At 62.4% G+C, this 18,812-nt stretch carries 17 protein-coding genes; 12 read left to right on the forward strand and 5 right to left on the reverse strand.

Features of this window, described 5'->3' with window-relative positions; all coding sequences use genetic code 11:
- The 11 genes from EU811_RS05400 to EU811_RS05450 all read left to right on the forward strand — a co-directional run.
- The coding region (locus tag EU811_RS05400; RefSeq protein WP_187697082.1) for an L-serine ammonia-lyase, iron-sulfur-dependent, subunit alpha at nucleotides 1-257 on the forward strand (257 nt) is incomplete at its 5' end.
- Nucleotides 258-360: 103 nt separating this feature from the next.
- Entirely contained in the window at nucleotides 361-1,380 is a 1,020-nt protein-coding gene (gene lipA, locus EU811_RS05405; protein WP_142937470.1) for a lipoyl synthase, read from the forward strand.
- 529 nt (nucleotides 1,381-1,909) lie between these two features.
- Complete coding sequence (locus tag EU811_RS05410; protein WP_142937471.1) at nucleotides 1,910-2,365, forward strand: hypothetical protein; 456 nt, start codon at nucleotides 1,910-1,912, stop codon at nucleotides 2,363-2,365.
- A 255-nt stretch (nucleotides 2,366-2,620) separates the two neighbouring features.
- Complete coding sequence (locus tag EU811_RS05415; RefSeq protein ID WP_238703304.1) at nucleotides 2,621-3,304, forward strand: hypothetical protein; 684 nt, start codon at nucleotides 2,621-2,623, stop codon at nucleotides 3,302-3,304.
- A 1-nt stretch (nucleotide 3,305) separates the two neighbouring features.
- The gene (locus EU811_RS05420) at nucleotides 3,306-3,821 is read left to right on the forward strand and encodes a hypothetical protein (protein WP_142937473.1); all 516 of its coding nucleotides are present in this window, start codon (nucleotides 3,306-3,308) and stop codon (nucleotides 3,819-3,821) included.
- Nucleotides 3,818-5,056, forward strand: coding sequence for an Ig-like domain-containing protein (locus EU811_RS05425; protein WP_142937474.1), 1,239 nt, complete (start codon nucleotides 3,818-3,820; stop codon nucleotides 5,054-5,056). The genes EU811_RS05420 and EU811_RS05425 overlap by 4 nt, the downstream gene beginning before the upstream one ends.
- Before the next feature lie 166 nt (nucleotides 5,057-5,222).
- Entirely contained in the window at nucleotides 5,223-6,287 is a 1,065-nt protein-coding gene (locus EU811_RS05430; RefSeq protein WP_165450156.1) for an FUSC family protein, read from the forward strand.
- A gap of 96 nt (nucleotides 6,288-6,383) precedes the next feature.
- On the forward strand, nucleotides 6,384-6,881 hold the full coding sequence (locus tag EU811_RS05435; protein ID WP_223941217.1) for a MarR family winged helix-turn-helix transcriptional regulator: 498 nt from the start codon (nucleotides 6,384-6,386) through the stop codon (nucleotides 6,879-6,881).
- Between the two features lie 116 nt (nucleotides 6,882-6,997).
- The gene (locus EU811_RS05440; protein ID WP_223941216.1) at nucleotides 6,998-7,363 is read left to right on the forward strand and encodes a hypothetical protein; all 366 of its coding nucleotides are present in this window, start codon (nucleotides 6,998-7,000) and stop codon (nucleotides 7,361-7,363) included.
- Entirely contained in the window at nucleotides 7,360-8,340 is a 981-nt protein-coding gene (locus EU811_RS05445) for a serine/threonine-protein kinase (protein ID WP_142937477.1), read from the forward strand. Before EU811_RS05440 ends, EU811_RS05445 begins: the two co-directional genes overlap by 4 nt.
- 75 nt (nucleotides 8,341-8,415) lie before the next feature.
- The gene (locus tag EU811_RS05450; RefSeq protein WP_142937478.1) at nucleotides 8,416-8,676 is read left to right on the forward strand and encodes a GlsB/YeaQ/YmgE family stress response membrane protein; all 261 of its coding nucleotides are present in this window, start codon (nucleotides 8,416-8,418) and stop codon (nucleotides 8,674-8,676) included.
- A 70-nt stretch (nucleotides 8,677-8,746) separates the two neighbouring features.
- On the opposite strand, the gene EU811_RS05455 is transcribed toward EU811_RS05450, so the two are convergent.
- The 4 genes from EU811_RS05455 to EU811_RS05470 form a co-directional block, all read right to left on the reverse strand.
- Entirely contained in the window at nucleotides 8,747-10,258 is a 1,512-nt protein-coding gene (locus EU811_RS05455) for a leucyl aminopeptidase (RefSeq protein WP_142937479.1), read from the reverse strand.
- A complete protein-coding gene (locus EU811_RS05460; RefSeq protein ID WP_142937480.1) occupies nucleotides 10,255-12,009 on the reverse strand; it encodes an MFS transporter in 1,755 nt (584 codons plus the stop codon). The genes EU811_RS05455 and EU811_RS05460 overlap by 4 nt, the downstream gene beginning before the upstream one ends.
- A gap of 45 nt (nucleotides 12,010-12,054) precedes the next feature.
- A complete protein-coding gene (locus EU811_RS05465) occupies nucleotides 12,055-13,857 on the reverse strand; it encodes an SLC13 family permease (protein ID WP_142937481.1) in 1,803 nt (600 codons plus the stop codon).
- Between the two features lie 115 nt (nucleotides 13,858-13,972).
- Nucleotides 13,973-16,531, reverse strand: coding sequence for a LuxR C-terminal-related transcriptional regulator (locus EU811_RS05470; RefSeq protein ID WP_238703305.1), 2,559 nt, complete (start codon nucleotides 16,529-16,531; stop codon nucleotides 13,973-13,975).
- 168 nt (nucleotides 16,532-16,699) lie between these two features.
- Between EU811_RS05470 and EU811_RS05475 the strand changes: the two genes are divergently transcribed.
- On the forward strand, nucleotides 16,700-17,335 hold the full coding sequence (locus tag EU811_RS05475; RefSeq protein WP_238703306.1) for a DedA family protein: 636 nt from the start codon (nucleotides 16,700-16,702) through the stop codon (nucleotides 17,333-17,335).
- A 10-nt stretch (nucleotides 17,336-17,345) separates the two neighbouring features.
- Here EU811_RS05475 and cls read toward each other — a convergent pair whose 3' ends face one another.
- A complete protein-coding gene (cls, locus tag EU811_RS05480) occupies nucleotides 17,346-18,812 on the reverse strand; it encodes a cardiolipin synthase (RefSeq protein ID WP_142937483.1) in 1,467 nt (488 codons plus the stop codon).

Consider the following 18,812-nt stretch of genomic DNA (forward strand, 5'->3'; position numbering starts at 1 on the left):
AGATCGCCATGGAGCATAATTTGGGGCTGACGTGTGATCCGATCGGGGGGTTGGTGCAGATTCCGTGTATTGAGCGGAACGCGATCGCGGCGGCGAAGGCCATCAACGCGGCGAAGATGGCGTTGTGGGGCGATGGGACGCATCGGGTGTCGTTGGACGAGGTGATCGTGACCATGCGGGAGACGGGCAAGGACATGTCCCATAAGTACAAGGAAACCGCGATGGGCGGCCTGGCCGTCAACGTCGTCGAATGCTAAGAGGCACACCACCATGCATTGCGAGGCCCGCTCTGCGCCCTAAAACGCACGCTGAACGTGCAGAGCAGGCCTCACAACTTGGAAATCAACACAAAGGAACGTCATGACACTCGCACCTGAAGGCCGTAAGTTGCTGCGCGTTGAGCAGCGTAACTCGGCGGTCCCGGTTGAACGTAAGCCTGAGTGGATCAAGGCCAAGGTCCAGATGGGTCCGGAGTTTGTCCAGCTCAAGAACCTGGTGAAGAAGGAAGGCCTGCACACGGTGTGTGAAGAGGCCGGGTGCCCGAACATTTTTGAGTGCTGGGAAGACAAGGAAGCGACGTTCCTGATCGGCGGGTCCGAGTGCACCCGGCGCTGTGATTTCTGCCAGATCGATACCGGCAAACCCTCACCGGTGGACATGTTCGAACCCACCAAGGTGGCCCGCTCGGTGCAGGCGATGCAGTTGCGGTACGCCACGGTGACCGGGGTGGCCCGTGATGACCTGGCCGATGAAGGTGTGTGGTTGTACGCCGAAACGGTCCGGAAGATCCATGAGCTGAACCCGGGTACGGGGGTGGAGTTGCTGATCCCTGATTTCTCCGGCAAGCCCGAGCACATCGCGGCGATCTGTGATTCCAGGCCCGAGGTGTTCGCCCATAATGTGGAGACGGTGCCGAGGATTTTCAAGCGCATCCGTCCGGCGTTCCGGTACGAGAGGTCCCTGGACGTGATCACGCAGGGCCGGGATTTGGGCATGGTGACCAAGTCCAACCTGATCCTGGGCATGGGTGAGACCCGCGAGGAAATCTCCGAAGCCCTGAGGGACCTGCACCAGGCCGGGTGCGATCTGATCACGATCACCCAGTACCTGCGCCCGTCCGAGCGTCACTTGCCGGTGGACCGGTGGGTCAAGCCGCAGGAGTTCGTGGACCTCCAGCACGAGGCCGAAGAGATCGGGTTCCTCGGTGTCATGTCCGGTCCGTTGGTGCGGTCCTCGTACCGTGCCGGGCGCCTCTGGGCAACCGCGATGCGGAAGAAGGGCCGGGACATCCCCGACGAGCTCGCCCACATCGCCGAGGGCATCCAGGACTCCGGCACCACCCGCCAGGAAGCCTCCACCATCCTCGCCGCACACGGCTAAACACCCGCACAAGCATTTCGCTGGCCACCACGTTGCTGGCCATCACAACAGCAGTAGTACGACGGCGGTCGGTTGCCTCTCCGGGGCGACCGGCCGCCGTCGGGCGTGAGTCCTAGACACTAGTAAAACTGTCCGTCAAGGAGCCGACACAATCGAACACCAGCGCAGTTTTTGCTCAAGACGAGCACAATATTCGCGCACTCGCGCCACGGTTCGGGCGTTGGCGGCGGCGACGGCTGTGTCCATATTTTGGACACAGCCCGGGGAAGGTGAGTACTCGACGCACCGCCGAAGCTGGGTATACCTGCGGGGGGCCAAGTAGTGAGGCGGAAAAACTAAGTACCGGCATCGCACAGGTGGGTATCTTTCGACTCCCTGTTCGAATGAAAAGAGAGGTACCCGGAAACCTAGCCACGGCACTTGCGCTGACTGAACCATTGGGGACATCGCTTCATCCGACAACAACGATCGGATGCTTGGGGGTTGCGACGCGGCTCCCCGGGACGTAGATCAACCAAGGAGTCTTATCATGCGCAAGCTTTCCAAGAAGAGCCGGGTCACCGCAGCCGTCGCAGGTGTGGCATTGGTAGCAGTGGGTGGCGGAGCCGCCTACGCCTACTGGACCACCACCGGTTCAGGCAACGGCACGGCAACCAACTCGGCCGGCGGCGGAACGGTCACCCTTCACGCGAACTTCGCAGGAGGACTCGCGCCGGGCAACCAGGTTGATGTTGCCTACACGGCCGACAATTCGACCACTTCCAGCACCGTGGTGGGCGCCCTCACCGCCAGCGTGACCACAAACGTGGCTGGCTGTCTTCCGGAGTGGTTCCAGGTCACGGCCGTCACCAGCAACAGCCCGGTCGCGGCCAACACCACAGGAACGTCCGTGGGCGACGGCGTGCTGACGTTCAACGACAGCGCCACGGTGAACCAGGACGCCTGCAAGGGTGCAGTCGTCAAAATCACCGTCACCAGCCTGTAGCTCAGGACCGCCGGGGACCACTTTGCCAGTGGTCCCCGGCCTACGCATTTCTTCCCGCAGCACCGAACACGTCCGAAAAGAGCTTCCATGGACCACCGGCCAACGCGAACAACGCCGTTCCACCGAACACGAGTGCCACTCCGCGCGCTGATACTTGCGCTCGTAGTTGCTTTCGTCCCGGTGGCGGCCCTCGCGGCAAGCAGCGGGCAGGGGACCTCGCAAGGGAACCAGGCGAAGGACAGCAAGGGAATAACCGTGACGCTGTCACCCTCCAGCCGCACCGTGGACCAGGGGCAGTCCATCACGTTCACGGTGGCTGCGACATCCACCGGGGGCTTCGCCGGCCCGGTGACCTTCGCGGTCGCGGGACTGCCGGCAGGAGCGACTGCCAGCCAGTCGCCGTCGTTGGTCAACCTCACGTCCGGTAGCACCGCACAGGTGACGCTGACCGTTGCCACGGCAACCACGACGCCGGCCACGAAGACCGACTTCACCGTCAAGGCCGGCAGCGGGACAACCATGTCCAACACGGCACCGGGACAGCTGCAGGTTTTGGAGGTCAAACGGAACTTCGGCGTTTCCGGTTCCGTCGTCGGGCTCTTGGCCCCGGGGGTTTCCCGCGGAGTGGACCTGCAGATCAACAACACCAACAACAAGAGCATCGCGGTGACGAACTTGAGCGTGCAGATCAGCCAAGTGGTCAGGACGCCCGCCGCTGTGGCCGCTAACCTGCCGTGCACGGCCGCGGATTACCACATCGCCCAATACACAGGGTCATACCCACTCACCGTTGAGCCGGGCACCAGTTCACTTTCACGCTTGAACGTGCCGCCAGGGAAGTGGCCGCAGCTCAAAATGCTGGACACCGCCCAGCTTCAGGATGGTTGCAAAGGCGCGACCCTTAAGCTCACGTACTCCGGCACGGGACAGGCGAACTGACATGACTGCGACAGCCCGAACTCCGCGCACTCCAAACACAGGACGCCTGGCACGAACAGCCGCTGCCACCGTGGCCCTCTGCATCCTGGGCGGCGCAGGGACCGCGTACGCCTACTGGGCTACCAGCGGAACTGGCAGTGGATCAGCAACGAATGGCACCATGCAGACCGTCACGGTGGACGCGCTCATTCCGGGCGATACCCTGCAAACCAGCCTTGCACCCGGTGGGACCGCCGACGTCATCTTGCGAGCCACAAACCCCAATTCCCACGCGGTGACCATTTATGGCATCGCGGGCAATGGTGCCGTCACCGCCGACGCAGCCCACCCCGGTTGTGCCACCACAGGCGTCACCTTCACGCCGCCTCCCATTCCTTTGTCACCGCCGATAACTATTCAGGCAAACAGCTCCATCCCGCTCACGCTTCAGGGGGCGGCAAGCATGAGCGCTGCTTCGCCGTCTGCTTGCCAGGGCGCCCAGTTCACTGTTCCCGTCACCATGGAGGTGCGGAAGTGAGTCGGCATCGTCAGACCACCAACATCGGCACCTTTGGCCGGTGGCATCGCATTGCCTTAATCGTGGTGGGAATCCTCTTCGTCTCCTGGGGAGGGCCCGCTGCCGTTGCTTTCTGGGGTTCGGTCAGTGCCGGCTCCGGAGTGGCAAAAGCTGATGCCCTTAGCCAAGGCGCGAGGCCAACTACTACCGTTTCCGGCACCAGCGTGACGGTCGCCTGGACCGCTAGTACGACGGCGGCAGGACGGTCCGTAACCGGCTACAGCATCTCCCGCTACAGTACGGCGACCGGCGGGACGAAGGTTCCGGCAACGGGCAGCTGCAGCGCAACCGTTGCAGCATTGAGCTGCGTTGAAGTTGGCGTCCCGGCCGGAACATGGTTCTACACGGTGACTCCCCTGCTGTCCCTCTGGCAAGGAGCCGAAAGCCTGCGAAGCAACGCAACCACTCCGGTTACGGACACCACTGCGCCGGACGCGCCAAGTGTGAACGCACCCGCCGCCCTTAACGGGACAACTGCTGCGGAAGTTCTGGTCAAGGGCGCAGCCGAACCGAACTCGACGATCACCCTGACCATCTCCGGCGCAGGAGCGCAGCCCAAAATCCAACAAATAGGCACCGACAGCTCTGGCAAGTGGACGGCTGCAGTGGTTGATCTCCGTGGCTTCGGTGACGGAACCATCACCTATTCTGCGAGGGCAACGGACGCAGCAGGAAACGTCAGCCTCGCAGGGTCTGCGATCTCATCCAAGGACGCAACAGCGCCCAAGGTTACGGGCGTCAGACTGAACAACGGTGGGAGCAGGGATGGGAAGATCGACCCGGGCGATACCGTGACGCTGACGTACTCCGAGGTTCTTAAAGTCAGTACCATCAACACCGCATGGACTGATTCGCCGGGTGGATCACCTACCCAAAATGTGACGGTCAGTATCAACTCAGGCAACGTGCTCACGGTCAGCGCCGGCAGCTCGCCGACAATTACGGTGGGCAGCGTGGATCTGGGAGCCATCTACGGGCCGTCACCAGGAGTCCTGACGTACTCCGGGTCAACCCTGGTTTGGGATGCCACGGCAAAAACACTCACCATCACCTTGGGTGCAACTGTTTCGGGCACCCCAAGCAACGCAAATCGAAGCGCGCTAGCGGCGACGTACACGCCCGCATCTGGAATCACGGACTTGGCCGGCAACCTACTGGCGACAACCCCGATGGCTGGAGCAGCGTCAAACTTCTAGTCCCAGGGTCCCGGCCATGTTTCAAAGATAGTGCCCCTCGTACACGTGATGAGGGGCACTATCTGCGCCCAATACCCGGGTAGCCCTAAATGCCGGGCGTAACCTTGAAGCGGACGCCAGCGCCGCCGTCGTACGTTTGGTCCTGCGACGAAAGGCGAGCCGCCCCTTGAAGGCTGTAGCGGAAATGTTCACGATGGGTCCTGGAAACAAGGACCACCATCCCGCACTCCGCTGCGCTGTAGGTGTGTTTGTTCCGTTGATTACGTTGACGTTGCTGGGCCGGCTGGATCTGGCCGTGTTTGCTTCGTTCGGGGCGTTCACCGGTATTTATGGCAGGAACGAACCTCACAGCGTGCGCTTCCGCAGCCAGTTGCGCGCCGGCGGCTTCATGCTTCTCATTATTCTTCTGGCCACGATGGTTGCCCGCTTGGCGCAAGCTGGGGGCATGGATGGTGCAGCCTACTCCTGGCTACTCACGGCAGCGACCACACTGGTTGCCGGCGCCTGCTCCGTGGTGGTTGCAGCGTGGCGGCTCCGGCCCGGTGGCTCCTTGTTTCACATCTTCGCCTTCGCTGCCATTGCCTCGATCACGGCTCAGCCTCCCCTCTGGGAAGCCATGCTGGTGGCGGTGGCGACTACCGTGTTGTGCCTGCTGATCGGTATGTCATCGCGGATCCTCAAAAGCCACCGGACTCCGTGGAAGCGGCCCCCGCCCATTCGTCACACTGCGGCCGAAAAGCGTGCCATCTGGCTTGAGGGTGCCGGCTACCTGGTGGCCGCAGGGCTGGCGGGAACCATCGCTACGTTGGTGGGGGAACGGCTGGGGTTCGGGCATACGTACTGGGCCATGGTGGCAGCTGTTGTTCCGTTGGTGGGTCACTCCACACGGCACAGGGTGAGCCGTGGCATTCAAAGGATCGCAGGAACAGTGATTGGGCTGGTCTTGCTCGCCGGCATTCTGTGGCTGAATCCTGCGCCGTGGGTCATGGTTTTGGTCATTGCCGCGTGCCAGTTCGGGGCGGAGATGTTCATTGCACGCCAGTATCTGGTGGCCCAGGTCTTCGTGACGCCGTTGGCGTTGATTGCTACTCTGCTGGCCGCGCCGGTGGATCCTGCTTTGCTGCTGCGGGACCGCATCATCGAGACCGTCATTGGCGCCGCCGTCGGTGTTGCCGTGGTAGTGGCGCCGGCTGTTTGGCGGCGTTTACGGGCGGCAAATTCGGGCGCCTAGCCTCAGGAAAAACGGACGCGGTCAGCGCCGCCCGGGCAAATCACTTAGTATCAATTGCTTAGACAATCTAGATACATGTCTACCAAAGGACCGGTGATGAGCGACAAAAGTGAACGTCAGGGCTATTGGTACGGGCTGGAAAGCCGCAAGCGGATGGGTGCTGTTGACGTGTTGAATGCACTGAGGGACTATCGCACGGCCGAGGCTGACATGCGTCGTCGAACCCAGGCGGCCATGGGCATGGGTGAGACGGACCTCATGGCATTGAGGTATCTGCTGGAGGCAGAGCGTGCTGGAAGGGACGTGGGCCCCAAGGAGCTGACGGTGCGTTTGGGGATGACGTCTGCCTCCATGACGTCCCTGGTGGACCGCTTGGTCCGTTCCGGCTACGTCACCCGTGAGCCGCATCCAACTGATCGGCGCGCCCTTATTCTCAAGCCCACACCCGGGTCCGATCAGGAGGTTCGTAGCACCCTGGGTGACATGCATGCCCGGATGATGGAGGTCGCCGAGACCCTGGATCCCGAGGAATCGGCAGTAGTGGTGGACTTCCTGCGGCGAATGCGCGGAGCCATAGACAGCGTGGCCAAATAATCCGGACTGGACATTAAGTAGTAAGTACACATATAACTAGATAGCCAAGCTACTTACTAGGGAATGTGTGGGAGAGAACGATGACAGTCGCGCTGCGTGAACCAAGTTCTAAACCAGTGGCTGAAAACACCGTGGATACCGTCACGGAACAGACAATTCCCAGTGGACCCGTGCACTGCGGTTCGCATATGGCAATCTCCGCCGGACCATCCTACGACTCCATGCAGTGGGTCGCAGTGGAGCCGATCTGGCCAGAATGGGCCTGCGGGTGCGGCTTCCGCATGGACATCGACGCTTTGGACCCCGTGAGTGGTGTCTGGATCGCGGCTCTCCGCCGCCAGAGCCTGCAGCATGAACTGGCAATTGCGCAGAACACGCTGGAGCTGGCGTTCAAAAAAGCGGTCGACGCCGGTGTCGACCCTCGCGCTCTGGCCGAGGTGACCGGAGTCCCGGTCACCGAAGTCGACCTCCTCCTCAAGTGACGCTCCTTGAACGGGCGGCCGTCCGCGCTGATCGCGGGGCCGTCTGTACCGAACGCGCCGCTAAGAGGGAAACATCAACCACGGCAGTCGCAACAGCAACGTCCACGAGCATCGTCGCCGGGACTCCCGCCGCAATCGCCGTAGCCTCAAGTGACAGCCAACCGGACGTGGTCCTTGGAAGCCGCTACCGGCTCGGCACCCAACTGGGCGGAGGCTCGGAGGCTTACGTCAATGAGGCCTGGGACCTGGCTACCGGCAAAGCGGTTGCGGTCAAGATTTTCAGGTCCACGGATTCAGCGGATAACGCCCCTTTCCGGCGAGAGCTGGAAATCCACGGACGCCTGCGGCACAAAAACATTGTCAGGGTCCTGGACTCGGGAGACTCCCGCGACGCAGGAATCCACCATCAGGAAAGCCGCAGTTACGTGGTGCTGGAGCTGGTGGGCGGCAAGGATTTGCGCGGGATCATGCACCATAACCCGGCTTCCCCTGAACAAACGGCTGCCTGGATGACGGACATTGCCCGTGCCTTGGCCCACGTTCATCGCAGGGGAATCGTCCACAATGACATCAAACCCGGCAATATCCTGGTGGACTTCGCTTCCGACCCGCAAGGGCCGGGAATCGCGAAACTGACTGACTTCGGAATCGCGCTCAACGGACGCCACGCGGCGCCCAACTCTTCTTCGGGCACACCTCACTACCTCAGCCCCGAGGAGGTGTGCGGCGAAGCATCCACCACCGCCAGCGACATCTACTCACTGGGTTTGGTTGCGCTCGAATGCCTGACCGGGACCAAAGCGTTCCCAGGCACACCCTTGGAGTCCATGGTGGCAAGGACTCTTGGGGAACCCCGAATTCCCGGCACGGTGCGGCGGCGCTGGTCCATGGTGCTTCACGCCATGACTGATCCCCGCCCTGCCGGCAGGCCGTCTGCCAGCCAAACCGTCGGCATGCTCCGACGCCTCAGCTGGTAGCCAAACAATCAGGCAGATAGCGGCACACGTCCCCGTGCCGAACTGGGGCCTCCTTCAGGAAAGAGAGAATGAAAAATGGGAATCATTGGTTGGATCGTCTTGGGTTTGATTGCCGGCGCCATCGCAAAGGCCATCATGCCCGGTAAGCAGGGCGGCGGCTGGATCACCACCATCCTCCTTGGCGTCGTTGGCGCCGTGCTGGGTGGTTGGATCGGCAGCGCACTCTTCAAGGTGGGCATCAACGAGTTCTGGTCGCTTTCCACGTGGCTGCTGGCAATCGGTGGCGCACTGCTGGTCCTCATCATCTGGGGACTGTTCACGCGCAAGAAGGCGTAACTGCCCAAGCCCAAGAGGCCCCGCCGCTGCACGTTCTGCAGTGGGGGGCCTCTTTGCTGCCCTCCGCACCTCACCCCGCCGGGTAGCCGAGGGCCAGGTCGATCAGGAGGCGGGCGCCGAAGCCAGTGGCACCTTTGCTTCTCCACAAGTCGTCCTTGTCCGACTGCATGGTGCCGGCAATGTCGATGTGCGCCCAAGGGGTCTCCCCAACGAACTCGGCCAGGAACAGCGCAGCTGTGGTGGACCCCGCGTAGGGTCCGCCCAGATTGGAGATATCAGCAACGTCGGAATCCAGCTGGGGACGGTAGGCCCGCTCCAGGGGAAGCTGCCACACCTGCTCGTCAGCACGGCTCCCGGACTCAAGCACCAGGTCCACCAGGCGTTGATCGTTCCCGAACACCGGAGCGGTGAGCTGCCCCAAGGACATCAGCGCCGCGCCGGTGAGTGTGGCTATATCCACAATGCCGTCCACGTGGTCCTCCACCGCCAGCGTCATGGCATCGCACATCACCAGGCGACCTTCGGCGTCGGTATTCTTCACCTCGATGGTGAGGCCGCTGCGGGTGGTGAGGACATCTCCTAACTTGTACGCCGAACCGGAGGGCATATTGTCCGTGCACATCAGAAAACCGGTAACGGCGGCCTTGCAGCCGAGGTCACGGAGAGCGGTGAAAACGGCCAAGACCGCTGCCGCCCCGCCCATGTCCATTTTCATGAGCAGGTGCATGGGGTCGCTCGGTTTCAGGCTGACGCCGCCGGAGTCGTACATGATGCCCTTGCCCACCAATCCGAGGTGTCCTGTTGGCGATCCCTCCGGTCGGTAGCTGAGCTTGATCATGCGGGGCTCTTGGGCACTGCCGGCATTGACGCCGAGGAGACCGCCGCACCTGAGGTCGATGAGTTGTTGCTTGTTGAACTCCTCCACCGTGAAACCGAACCGATTGGCAAGCTCCTGCGACACCTCGCCCAAACCCGCAGCCGTCAGGTGGCTCGGCGGTGCATTGCACAAATCGCGGGCTATGTTGGTGGCGCGGACCTTCACCCGACCCGTGGTCAGCCCCCGTTCCGCTGCCGCTGTGTCTACGCCCGGGGCGAGGAACTGCACCTCGCTCAGAGCCGTTGGCTTGGCCTTGCTCTTTAGTGTGTCGTAGCGGTAGCGGGCCAGCAGCACGCCCTCGGCCAAAACCTGCCCCAGGTGCTCGGCATCGATTCCCGCAGTATCGGAAAGCTCAAATCCAATCCGCGCGTGGCGCTGCGTGGCGCGAACCAAGGCCGCTGCGGCCTTCCGCCAGCCGTCAGCGTCCAATGAGCCCGGTTTGCCGCCGCCGACCGCAACCACCAGCGTGCCCGAGGCGTTTGCCAACTGCAGCGTGGTTCCGGGTTTGCCGTCGAAGCCCGCACTTTCCAAAGTTTCCCGGTGCAGCCCGACGGACGCCGGAACCTCACCCTCGGAGGGGACAACCACGCCAAGGGCATCCAGCTGATCAAAGCCGTCCACGAAGTGCAGCTCCGGTTCGTCGGCCTCAAGGGACGGGACAGCCGTGAAACCTTCAGGGATGAGTTTGTAGGGTTCGTGATTCACCGTTTCGCCTGTTCTGTAGTGGTTTGAGCCGCCGTGGTCGCTTGCGCCGCTGTGGCGGTGGGATGCGCCGTAACCGCTTGGTCCGCCGGGAGGCCGGGTTCCGGGATGGCATCCGGATCGTCCGGTTCGAGTTGCTCAGGGAGGTCACCCTTCATACGTCCGGGCATGCGGCCTGCCGGGACAATCGCCAGCAAGGCAAGCCCGGACAACCCGAGGAGGGAGATCTGCAGGGCCCGAAGGCGAGCTTCCTCATTGACCTCGATCGCGGCCTCCAACTCGGCGGGACTGCTGACCCGGTCGCCGATGACGCCTTCAACTTGGGCATTGGTCATGAAATCGGCCTCGTTGATGTTCACCTTGTAGATCAACTCCTGGGATACCTCCGGATGCGCGGCGGCGCCGCTGGCTATCAGGCTGGACAACATTCCGACGGCGAACGCGCTCGCCACCGCGATGCCCACACTGCCGGAGAGGTTATGGACCAGCCCGCGCCAAGCTCCGACGTCGCCGGCCAACTCGCGGGGAACCGCGCTGAGCAGCGTGTTGAACACCAAGGCGACGATTGCGCCTTGGCCAAGTCCCAGCAGAATCAGCCCCAGCACCACGAAGACCTGACCCCAGTCATTGCGGATGGTGAAGGCGAGCAGGATGAGTGCGCCGGCCACCACCACGAAGCCGCCCTGGGCGATGACACGTGGCGGGAATTTGTCGTACAGGAAAGCCACAAAGGTGCTCGCGAGGAAGATCGACAAGGTGTAAGGGATGATCGAAAACGAGGTCTCAATGCTGGAACGGCCCTGAACGATCTGTATATACAGGGGGATCAGGAAGTTTGCGGCCGTACCAACAAACAGCATGATGGCCATGCACGCCGTGACTGCGAGCTCGGAACTGGAAGCGAGCACCCTGAGGTCGAAGATCCGAGGAAGCTTGGCATCCTGGCGCTTCCTGATCCACGTGAAGAACACCTGGCCCATGATGAGCCCCAGGATGATCAGGAGTGGCGCGGGTGAGAGGCCGAGGATCTCGAAGGGTGCCTGGCTGGTGGCGAACCACGTACCCCAGGAGGACAGGCCGCTGAAACCGAAGCTCAGCAGGATGACGGCCACCGCGGCGATGATCGACCCCGTCCAGTCGATCTTCAGGTTCGGTTGCGCCGGGACAGTCTTGAGCCTGAAACTCAGCAGCAGGTTGATGGCACCAAGGACCACCATGAGACCAAACGAGTAACGCCAGCCGATGGTGGTTGCGAACCAGCCGGCAATGAGCAGCGCCAAAACACCCGCTGCCGGGATGGCCGCGGCCAGGAGCCCGATGGCTTTGGCTTGTTGCTGGTCCTTGTAATTGGTGGCGATGAAGACCGTGAGGGCCGGTGCGATCAGTGCAATCACCGCGCCTGAAGAAGCTTGGGCAATGAACAGCATTGCGGGACTGAGACTCAGTGCCACACCCGCCATGGCGGCCGCATGGATGGCCACGGCGATCTGGAACACCTTGCGCGTTCCGAACCGCGCGCCCAGCTTCGCTCCCAACAGGATGAAGGCCGCCATTGAAAACGTTCCGGCAGTGATGGCAGTGCCCACGGATGTAGCCGCAGTGTCCAGGTCGGTAGTGATGCCTTGCATTGAAACCGTCAAGGCGTTGACGGCGAACGATGCCTGGATCTGGGTGAGGACCACCACGATCAGGGGCAGCCAGGAAGCCGCCTTGACGGGTGGTGGGGTTTCTTTGGTGGTGCGCTCACTGGCCATGTCTTGCTCCTGGTGTGCTCTGTTGGTTGCATGGGTTTATTGGTGCTAGTTCTGAAGCGGCCAGATCACGGGCACCAGCAGGATGGCCACAGCTGCATAGAGGGCCATGATCGCCAGCCCGAACTTCCAGTAGTCGCCGAACCGATAGCCTGCCGGTTGCATGATCATCATGTTGGCCGGAGTCGCCACCGGCGTCAGTAAGGCAGCGGAGGACGCCACCGACACACACATCAGCACTGCGTAGGGGTTGATGGAGGACTCCTGCGCCACGGACAGGGCAATGGGGATGATGATCAGCGCTGTGGCCGTGTTGCTGATCAACTGCCCCAGGACGGCGGTGACCACGAACAGTCCCACCAGCAACAACAACGGGCCGCCATCTCCCACTACGGACACCATGCCTTCAGCCAGGATCTCCGCAGTGCCCGTCGAGGTGATCGCCGTGGACAACGGGATCATTCCCGCCACCAGGATGAGCGTGGTCCACGCCATGGAACGGTGGGCCTGCTGAACGGTCACCACGCGGAGTACCACCATGGCCAGCGCGGCCAGGAGCGCGGCGACCGGCGCAGGGACGAGATTGGTGGCCAACAGGACAACCATGACGCCGACGACGATCAGCGCCGGTGTGGCGCGGGGCCCCAACGGGACGGTCTGCCTACGGATGGTATCCGGCGAGTCCACCAGCAAGACGTTGTGATCCACTGTGTGCTGGTCCAAGGCAGACCAGGTTCCCTGCAGAAGCAGCCTGTCTCCGGCGGTGATGAGAGTGCGTCCCGACGATTCCGGCTCGCCCGGATGATGGTGGGCCAGCACCACCAGGTCGCCGCTTTCGGTGACCATGCCGGGGTAAGCCTCCGTGCCAACGAGGTTCGAACGGGGAGCGACCACCACCTCGGCTACTCCGTAGCTGCTGCTGATGAGCCCGCACGTCGCGTCGTCGTCCTGTTTCAGGCCATACCGGGCGGCAAGGGCGTTGATGGTTTGCTGTCCCCCTCGCACCACAATCTCATCGCCTCCTTCGAACACATCGCTCTCGGACGGCTTGCCGGCCGGGTCCTGAACGCTGATGAGGTGGAGATGACCGCCGTCGTGCTCGTCCTGAAGACACGCAACCGGCTGGCCCACCAAGGCCGAGCCGGCGGGGATGCTGAGCCGGCTCAACCCATCGCCATCCAGATAATGGTTCATGAGCGTCTCACCATGGGAACCCAGATCCTTTGGGAGTGCCTCAGGGGTCCTGGTGGGCAAAAGCCGTGGCCCCAGCCAAAGGGTCAAACCGATGGTTCCCAACAACAGCGGAAGCCCCACCAGCCCGAACTCGAAGAACCCGATCCCCGTTCCGGTAGTGTCCAGCGCCGCATTGAGAATGAGGATGTTCACCGGTGAACCGGTCAGGATCAGCAGTGAACCCGCGTGAGCGGCAAAGGCCATGGGCATCAACAGCTCGGAAGGCCGCCTGCCCAGGCGAACCGCCAGCACAACCACCATGGGAAGCAACGCGGCAACTGCCCCATTGACACTGATGAGTGCCGTTAACAGGGCCGTAAGAACCATCATCAACACCATCAGCCGGGTCCGGCTCGTCCCCGAAAACCTGATGAGCAGGCTTCCCAACCATGTAGTAACGCCTGCGGCATCAATGGCCTCCGCCACCACGAACAGCGCCGCAATCAACACCACGGTCCCGCTCCCGAAACCGGCAAACGTATCGTCCAACCCCACAATGCCGGTGCCATACAAGGCCAAGGCCGCTCCGAGTGCCACTACCTCAACCGGCAGGCGGTTCCACACGAACGCCGCAATCACCACGACGAGCACCAGCAACGTGAGGGCGACGTCTGTCATGAGTGCCTTCGGTAACCCGCAGGATCTTTGGCCAGCATTCTCTCAGACTAGATCCGTGTTCCCGCCGCAGGGTCACCCCAAACAGGTGAGTGATGGGCGTTTTCCGAGGTCACGGCTAGGGTAAATATCCGGTCTTATAGGCCGCTGCCACCGCGTCATGCCGTGAACCGGCCCCCAGCTTCGAATAGATAATGCGAATGTGAGTCTTCACCGTGTTCACGGACAAGTGGAGTTCCGCTGCCATCTGTTCCTGCGACAAATGCGATGGAAGGAGAGCGAGGACCTCCCGTTCCCGGGGAGTCAACGACTGCGCTTGCCTGGTGTCAGTGGGCGGCCGTAAAGTCAGCAGCCGCTGGGCCAGGGCCTCTCGCGGCCCATAGGCGCCTACCCTTTCCACCAGGAAGTCCATCACTTCCCGGGGAGCGATGGCCAGGGGTCGGAGGACGTCCAGTTCGGCTGCCGTGTGGAGGGCTTCTTCCAGGAGTTTGCCGGCCAGTGTGCGTCGTCCGGTTCGTAGGGCCATGGAGCATTCCAGAACGGTCACGTGGAGCCTGGTCCATTCCAGCAGCGGCGTTATTGTGCCGGCGTGCAATGGCCTGAGGCGGTCCGAAGCAGCGTCGAAGCGGCTGATCCCGGCTGGCCCCTGAGCACGCAGGAGGCAAAGTTCACCCGTTCCTGGAATTCGCTCTTCCGCCCATTCCAACACCTCACGGGCTTGGTCGGCATGGCCAAATGCCAGTGCAGCGGTGTGCTCTATCACAGCGATGCTGGCAGCCAGCGGCCGGGCAAAGACATGGTCCCTGCTGATCCGCAGCCTGGCTTGCCGCAGGTCGCCAAGGGCGTTGCGCCTGTTCCCGGAATCCAGGTGCGCGCATGCTGTAATGATCTCCAGCGTGGCTCGCATGGCACCCCCGACTCCCGTGGAGGAAGACCCGAGTTGTCCGAGTTCGGAAAGGCCTGCCGCGGCAAACTGCAGGGCCTTGTTCGGTTCAGCACGGAGGAGCGCGGCCGAGGCATGCATGAGTGCGCCAGCAGACCTTCCGGCGCCGGCCGTCCACAGTTGTCTCGGCAGCTTTTCCTCTGAGAGCCGCAGAACTTCACCGGCACGGCGGAGCTGGCCTTGCAGCGAATACATGGCTGCCAGTTTGAGATAGACCTTGCCGGCGAGGTAAGCGTTGCCTGCCTCGCTGGCTTCGATGAGGGCTGCGGAAGCTTCGTTCTCGGCAATCCCATAGCTGCCTTCCACCAACGCGGCAGTGACCGTAACCATCCTCGCCTCGATACGGACGTCGCTGTGCCCCGAGAAACGGAGCGCAGCGTGATCCACGGTGGCCTGCGGGTCATGGCTCTCCCACGCGTCGCTGAACCAGGAAAGTCGCGCTTTTGCCAGAGCCTGCAGCTCTCGGAGTTCGGCAGGAGGGTCGGCAGTCCGATGCCGGTTAGCCGCAGCTAAATAACGGGTAGCGGTGGTGGGCTGACGGCTTTCAACATAGGCCAGTGCGGCAACCACGCAGAGTTTGGGATTCACAGCGAAGAGGGCGTCAGGCAAAGCAGCAATCGTACGGCGGACGTGCACCACTTCACCCGATCCCAAGAGCGCCGCGCCATGCCGTTCAAGGACGTCGATGATCAGATCATTGTCCGCGGAGTCCATGGCGTGCCTGAGTGCCGCAACAGGCTCGCCGGCACACTCATGCCACCGCGCAGCAATCCGGCTGAAGCGCAGTAGTTGGTCGGGGTGCTTCCGGGCCAGCCTGGCTTTGAAATAGCCGCGGATCAGAGGGTGGACCAGGAAGACATTCCGCCCGATGCCTGACGACTCAACGATCCCCTTGTCGTCGGCCAGGCGCGAGAGGATGCAGCCGGCGTTCGTGTTGCCTGCAAGGACGTTGGCCTGAGCCGCAACCACCTCGCGGCACACGCTGGAACTGGACAGTACATGCCGTTCCTCACGGGAAAGAGCACTGAGGATCTGGTGGTCCAGGTAATCGGAGAGCTGCCGGTCGTTGGCAGCGAGGTCTCCCAGAGCGGCGTCCGGATTGGCAGCCTCGCGAAGATAACGCAAGGCGAGGACCACACAGGCCGGCCACCCCTGGGTCTGCCTGAAAAGCTCAGGCAGTTGCTGCACCCCCACCAGGGTGGTTGTCCTTGCTGCCAGTACGTTGATGTCGTTCACAGTGAAAGCCAGGTCTTTCGCGCCCAACTCAATGACGCGTCCGCTCAGCCGGGCAGGTCCCGGGTCAACCGCAGAGCTGTCCCGGAAAGCGAGGACCAGTTGAAGGGGCAGGCCCGCTTGGTTGAGCAATGCGGGTATCCAGTAATCTCGTTCAACCGGAGCAAAGCCGTCCACGCCGTCGATCACCAGACGAATGGTGGTGCCGGATGCAGTCAGTACTTGGGCAAGATCTCCCAGGACGTCCACAGCACAGTCTTCGGCTCCGGAAAGTTGCTCCAAAGCGCCCGGTGGAACGGCAGGGCATCGCCGGAGCGCCCCCAATATGGCGGGCCATAGGGCTTCCCTGTTGTGTTGGTCGGGGCCGAGCCACGCGACGTCGTGCAACTGACCGTCCAGCCACTGGCTCAAGAGCACTGTTTTTCCGTACCCTGCGGGGGCGCAGATCAGCACGGTGCTGGCCGTGCAATCAAGCTTGGCCACGAGTCGGGGGCGTGCCATCAAAGCCAAGGGCGGCCGTGGGACCGCAGTTGGCTTCGGGCTTAAGAGGTCCGGGCGGGTACCACCTAGGTCGTCCACACCTTCAGTGTAGGGGCGGGGCTTCGAGGATTCACCCGGTATAGACGATCCGCGTGGCGGCCATGGGACGTAAGGATGATCTTGGCGGCCGTGAGACGCTTGGAGAAGGCCCGCGAGAGGGGTTTCACCATGCAGTTTTTCAAGGACATCATGAGTGCCGCGGACTCCGGGTGGGTCTACCCGCTTGGGGCGATCTTTGTTGCGCTCTCGGCCATCTTCCCGCCGATTCCCACGACGTCATTGTTCGTGGCCTTGGGTGCGCTCGCGGCCACGGATAACCTCCCCAACGCGTTCCTGTTGTTCGCAGCCATGCTCGCCGGTGCCGTGGCCGGCGACGTGGGCGCCTACGAACTGGTCCGTCGCCGGGATATGGCCAACTGGAGGATGCTTCAGGGTCCCCGCCCCCAGAAGGCTCTGCACGCATCCCGGGAACGCTTGGCCAAGCATGCGGCCTCGTGGGTCCTGACGTCCAGGTTCGTGCCCATGGGGCGGCTGACCATGAACGTGGCCAGCGCGATCACCCCGGTCCCACGGGGGAGGTTTGTCCTGTATTCCGTGGTGGCAGGCATCGTGTGGTCCGCATACTCCGTGGGTATTGGTGCCCTCTCCGGGCTCCTGCCCGGGCTTTCCACTGAGTTCGCCGTGGTGATTGCCATAGCGTTCTCATTGCTTCTGGGCCGGGCCATCAGCGCTGGAGTGACCTGGTATCTGCAGTTGGATGACTAACCAAGCCACGCTACTGAAGCGAGGACGTCAACCGCGCCAGGTTATCCAGTGCCTTGTGGCCTACTGGCCGGCGGAGCCAATCCTCCAGCAGCAACTCCGTGCTGGCCGCGCGGTAGCTGTCCTCGACTGCCCGCATTTGGTCGACTATTGAGCGTCCATGAACCAGTACGGAAACTTCCATGTTGAGGCTGAAGGATCGGACATCCATATTGCTCGAGCCGATCACAGCGACGTCGTAGTCCACGGTGAAGTGCTTGGCATGCAGGACTTGCGGTGCCTTGTACAGGTAAATTCGGACGCCTGCCCGCAGTAGAACCTCGTAGTAGGAACGCTGTGCGTGGTAGACCATGGCTTGGTCGCCCACTTCCGAGACGAAGAGCTCCACGTTGAGGCCACGGGAGGCTGCTGTGATGATGGCCAACTGGATGGCCTCGTCCGGTACGAAGTATGGGCTGGTGATGCTGACGCGGTGCTCGGCCTTGTAGATGAGTGTGGTGTAGAGCTTGAGGTTGTTGTCATTGTCGAAGCTGGGGCCACTGGGAAGGACCTGTGCGTCGATGAGCTCGGGTGCGGAACCAAGGACCACCGGCGAAGTGTCCAACGGCAGCAGTGTCTCGGATTCGCTGTACCAGTCAGTGACGAACACTGCGTCCAGTTCCCGCACCACGGGGCCTTCCAACCGCACCATCAATTCGTGCCATTGGAGGCCCCGCTTGATGTTGCTTTTCTTGTTATAGGACGCATCAATGAGGTTTTGCGAGCCCGTGTATCCCACGCTGCCGTCCACTACCACCAGCTTGCGATGATTGCGCAGATCCGGGCGCTGCCACTGTCCTTTGAAAGGACGCAAGGGGAGCATGGCATGCCATTCGGCGCCCATCCCATGAAAAGCGCTCAGCATGTCCCGATACGTGGGGTCGAGGACCGCTGCCAAATGGTCGAAGAGGACGCGGACCGGAACTCCCCGCCGGCAAGCCCTGGCCATGGCCTCGAAGAACGGCTCAGTTGTGGGGTCCAACGCCAAAATGTAGAACTCCACGTGCACGTACTCCGTGGCGGCATCGATGTCCTCGATCATGCGATCAAAACATCCCTTGTAGTCCTCCAGTAATTCGGCCCGGTTGCCGCCCACCATGGGCAGCGCGCCCAGCCGGAGGTTAAGTTCGACGGCGGAGCGCAGCCAGGCGGGCCAGTCCTCACTGTGGCTCACTGCTGAGAGGCCGGGCGTCCGTGCCAGCATGAGCTCGTTGACGGCGCGCTGCTTATCGCGCCTGGCCTTGGGAAGTTTGCCGCGGCCCACCAGCAGGAATGCCACCATTCCCAAGTAGGGGATGAAGATGATCGCCAGCACCCAGGCAATGGCAGAGGACGGCCGCCTGTTTGCGGAGACCATCACTGCCGCGATTGATCCGAGCACAATGTGGAGCGCCAACAAGATCCAGGCGACAGCATCGGCGTCGTTCAGTAGTCCTTGCAT

Origin of the sequence: Arthrobacter sp. TS-15, from assembly GCF_006964045.1 — a bacterium.
In the GTDB taxonomy this organism is placed as follows: Bacteria; Actinomycetota; Actinomycetes; order Actinomycetales; family Micrococcaceae; genus Arthrobacter.

Bases quoted from the DNA above. Each gene is read 5' to 3' on its own strand.
- lipA (WP_142937470.1), top strand. From the start codon at position 361: ATGACACTCGCACCTGAAGGCCGTAAGTTGCTGCGCGTTGAGCAGCGT.
- EU811_RS05410 (WP_142937471.1), top strand. From the start codon at position 1,910: ATGCGCAAGCTTTCCAAGAAGAGCCGGGTCACCGCAGCCGTCGCAGGT.
- EU811_RS05420 (WP_142937473.1), top strand. From the start codon at position 3,306: ATGACTGCGACAGCCCGAACTCCGCGCACTCCAAACACAGGACGCCTG.
- EU811_RS05435 (WP_223941217.1), top strand. From the start codon at position 6,384: ATGAGCGACAAAAGTGAACGTCAGGGCTATTGGTACGGGCTGGAAAGC.
- EU811_RS05450 (WP_142937478.1), top strand. From the start codon at position 8,416: ATGGGAATCATTGGTTGGATCGTCTTGGGTTTGATTGCCGGCGCCATC.
- EU811_RS05460 (WP_142937480.1), bottom strand. From the start codon at position 12,009: ATGGCCAGTGAGCGCACCACCAAAGAAACCCCACCACCCGTCAAGGCG.
- EU811_RS05465 (WP_142937481.1), bottom strand. From the start codon at position 13,857: ATGACAGACGTCGCCCTCACGTTGCTGGTGCTCGTCGTGGTGATTGCG.
- EU811_RS05470 (WP_238703305.1), bottom strand. From the start codon at position 16,531: ATGGCACGCCCCCGACTCGTGGCCAAGCTTGATTGCACGGCCAGCACC.
- cls (WP_142937483.1), bottom strand. From the start codon at position 18,812: ATGCAAGGACTACTGAACGACGCCGATGCTGTCGCCTGGATCTTGTTG.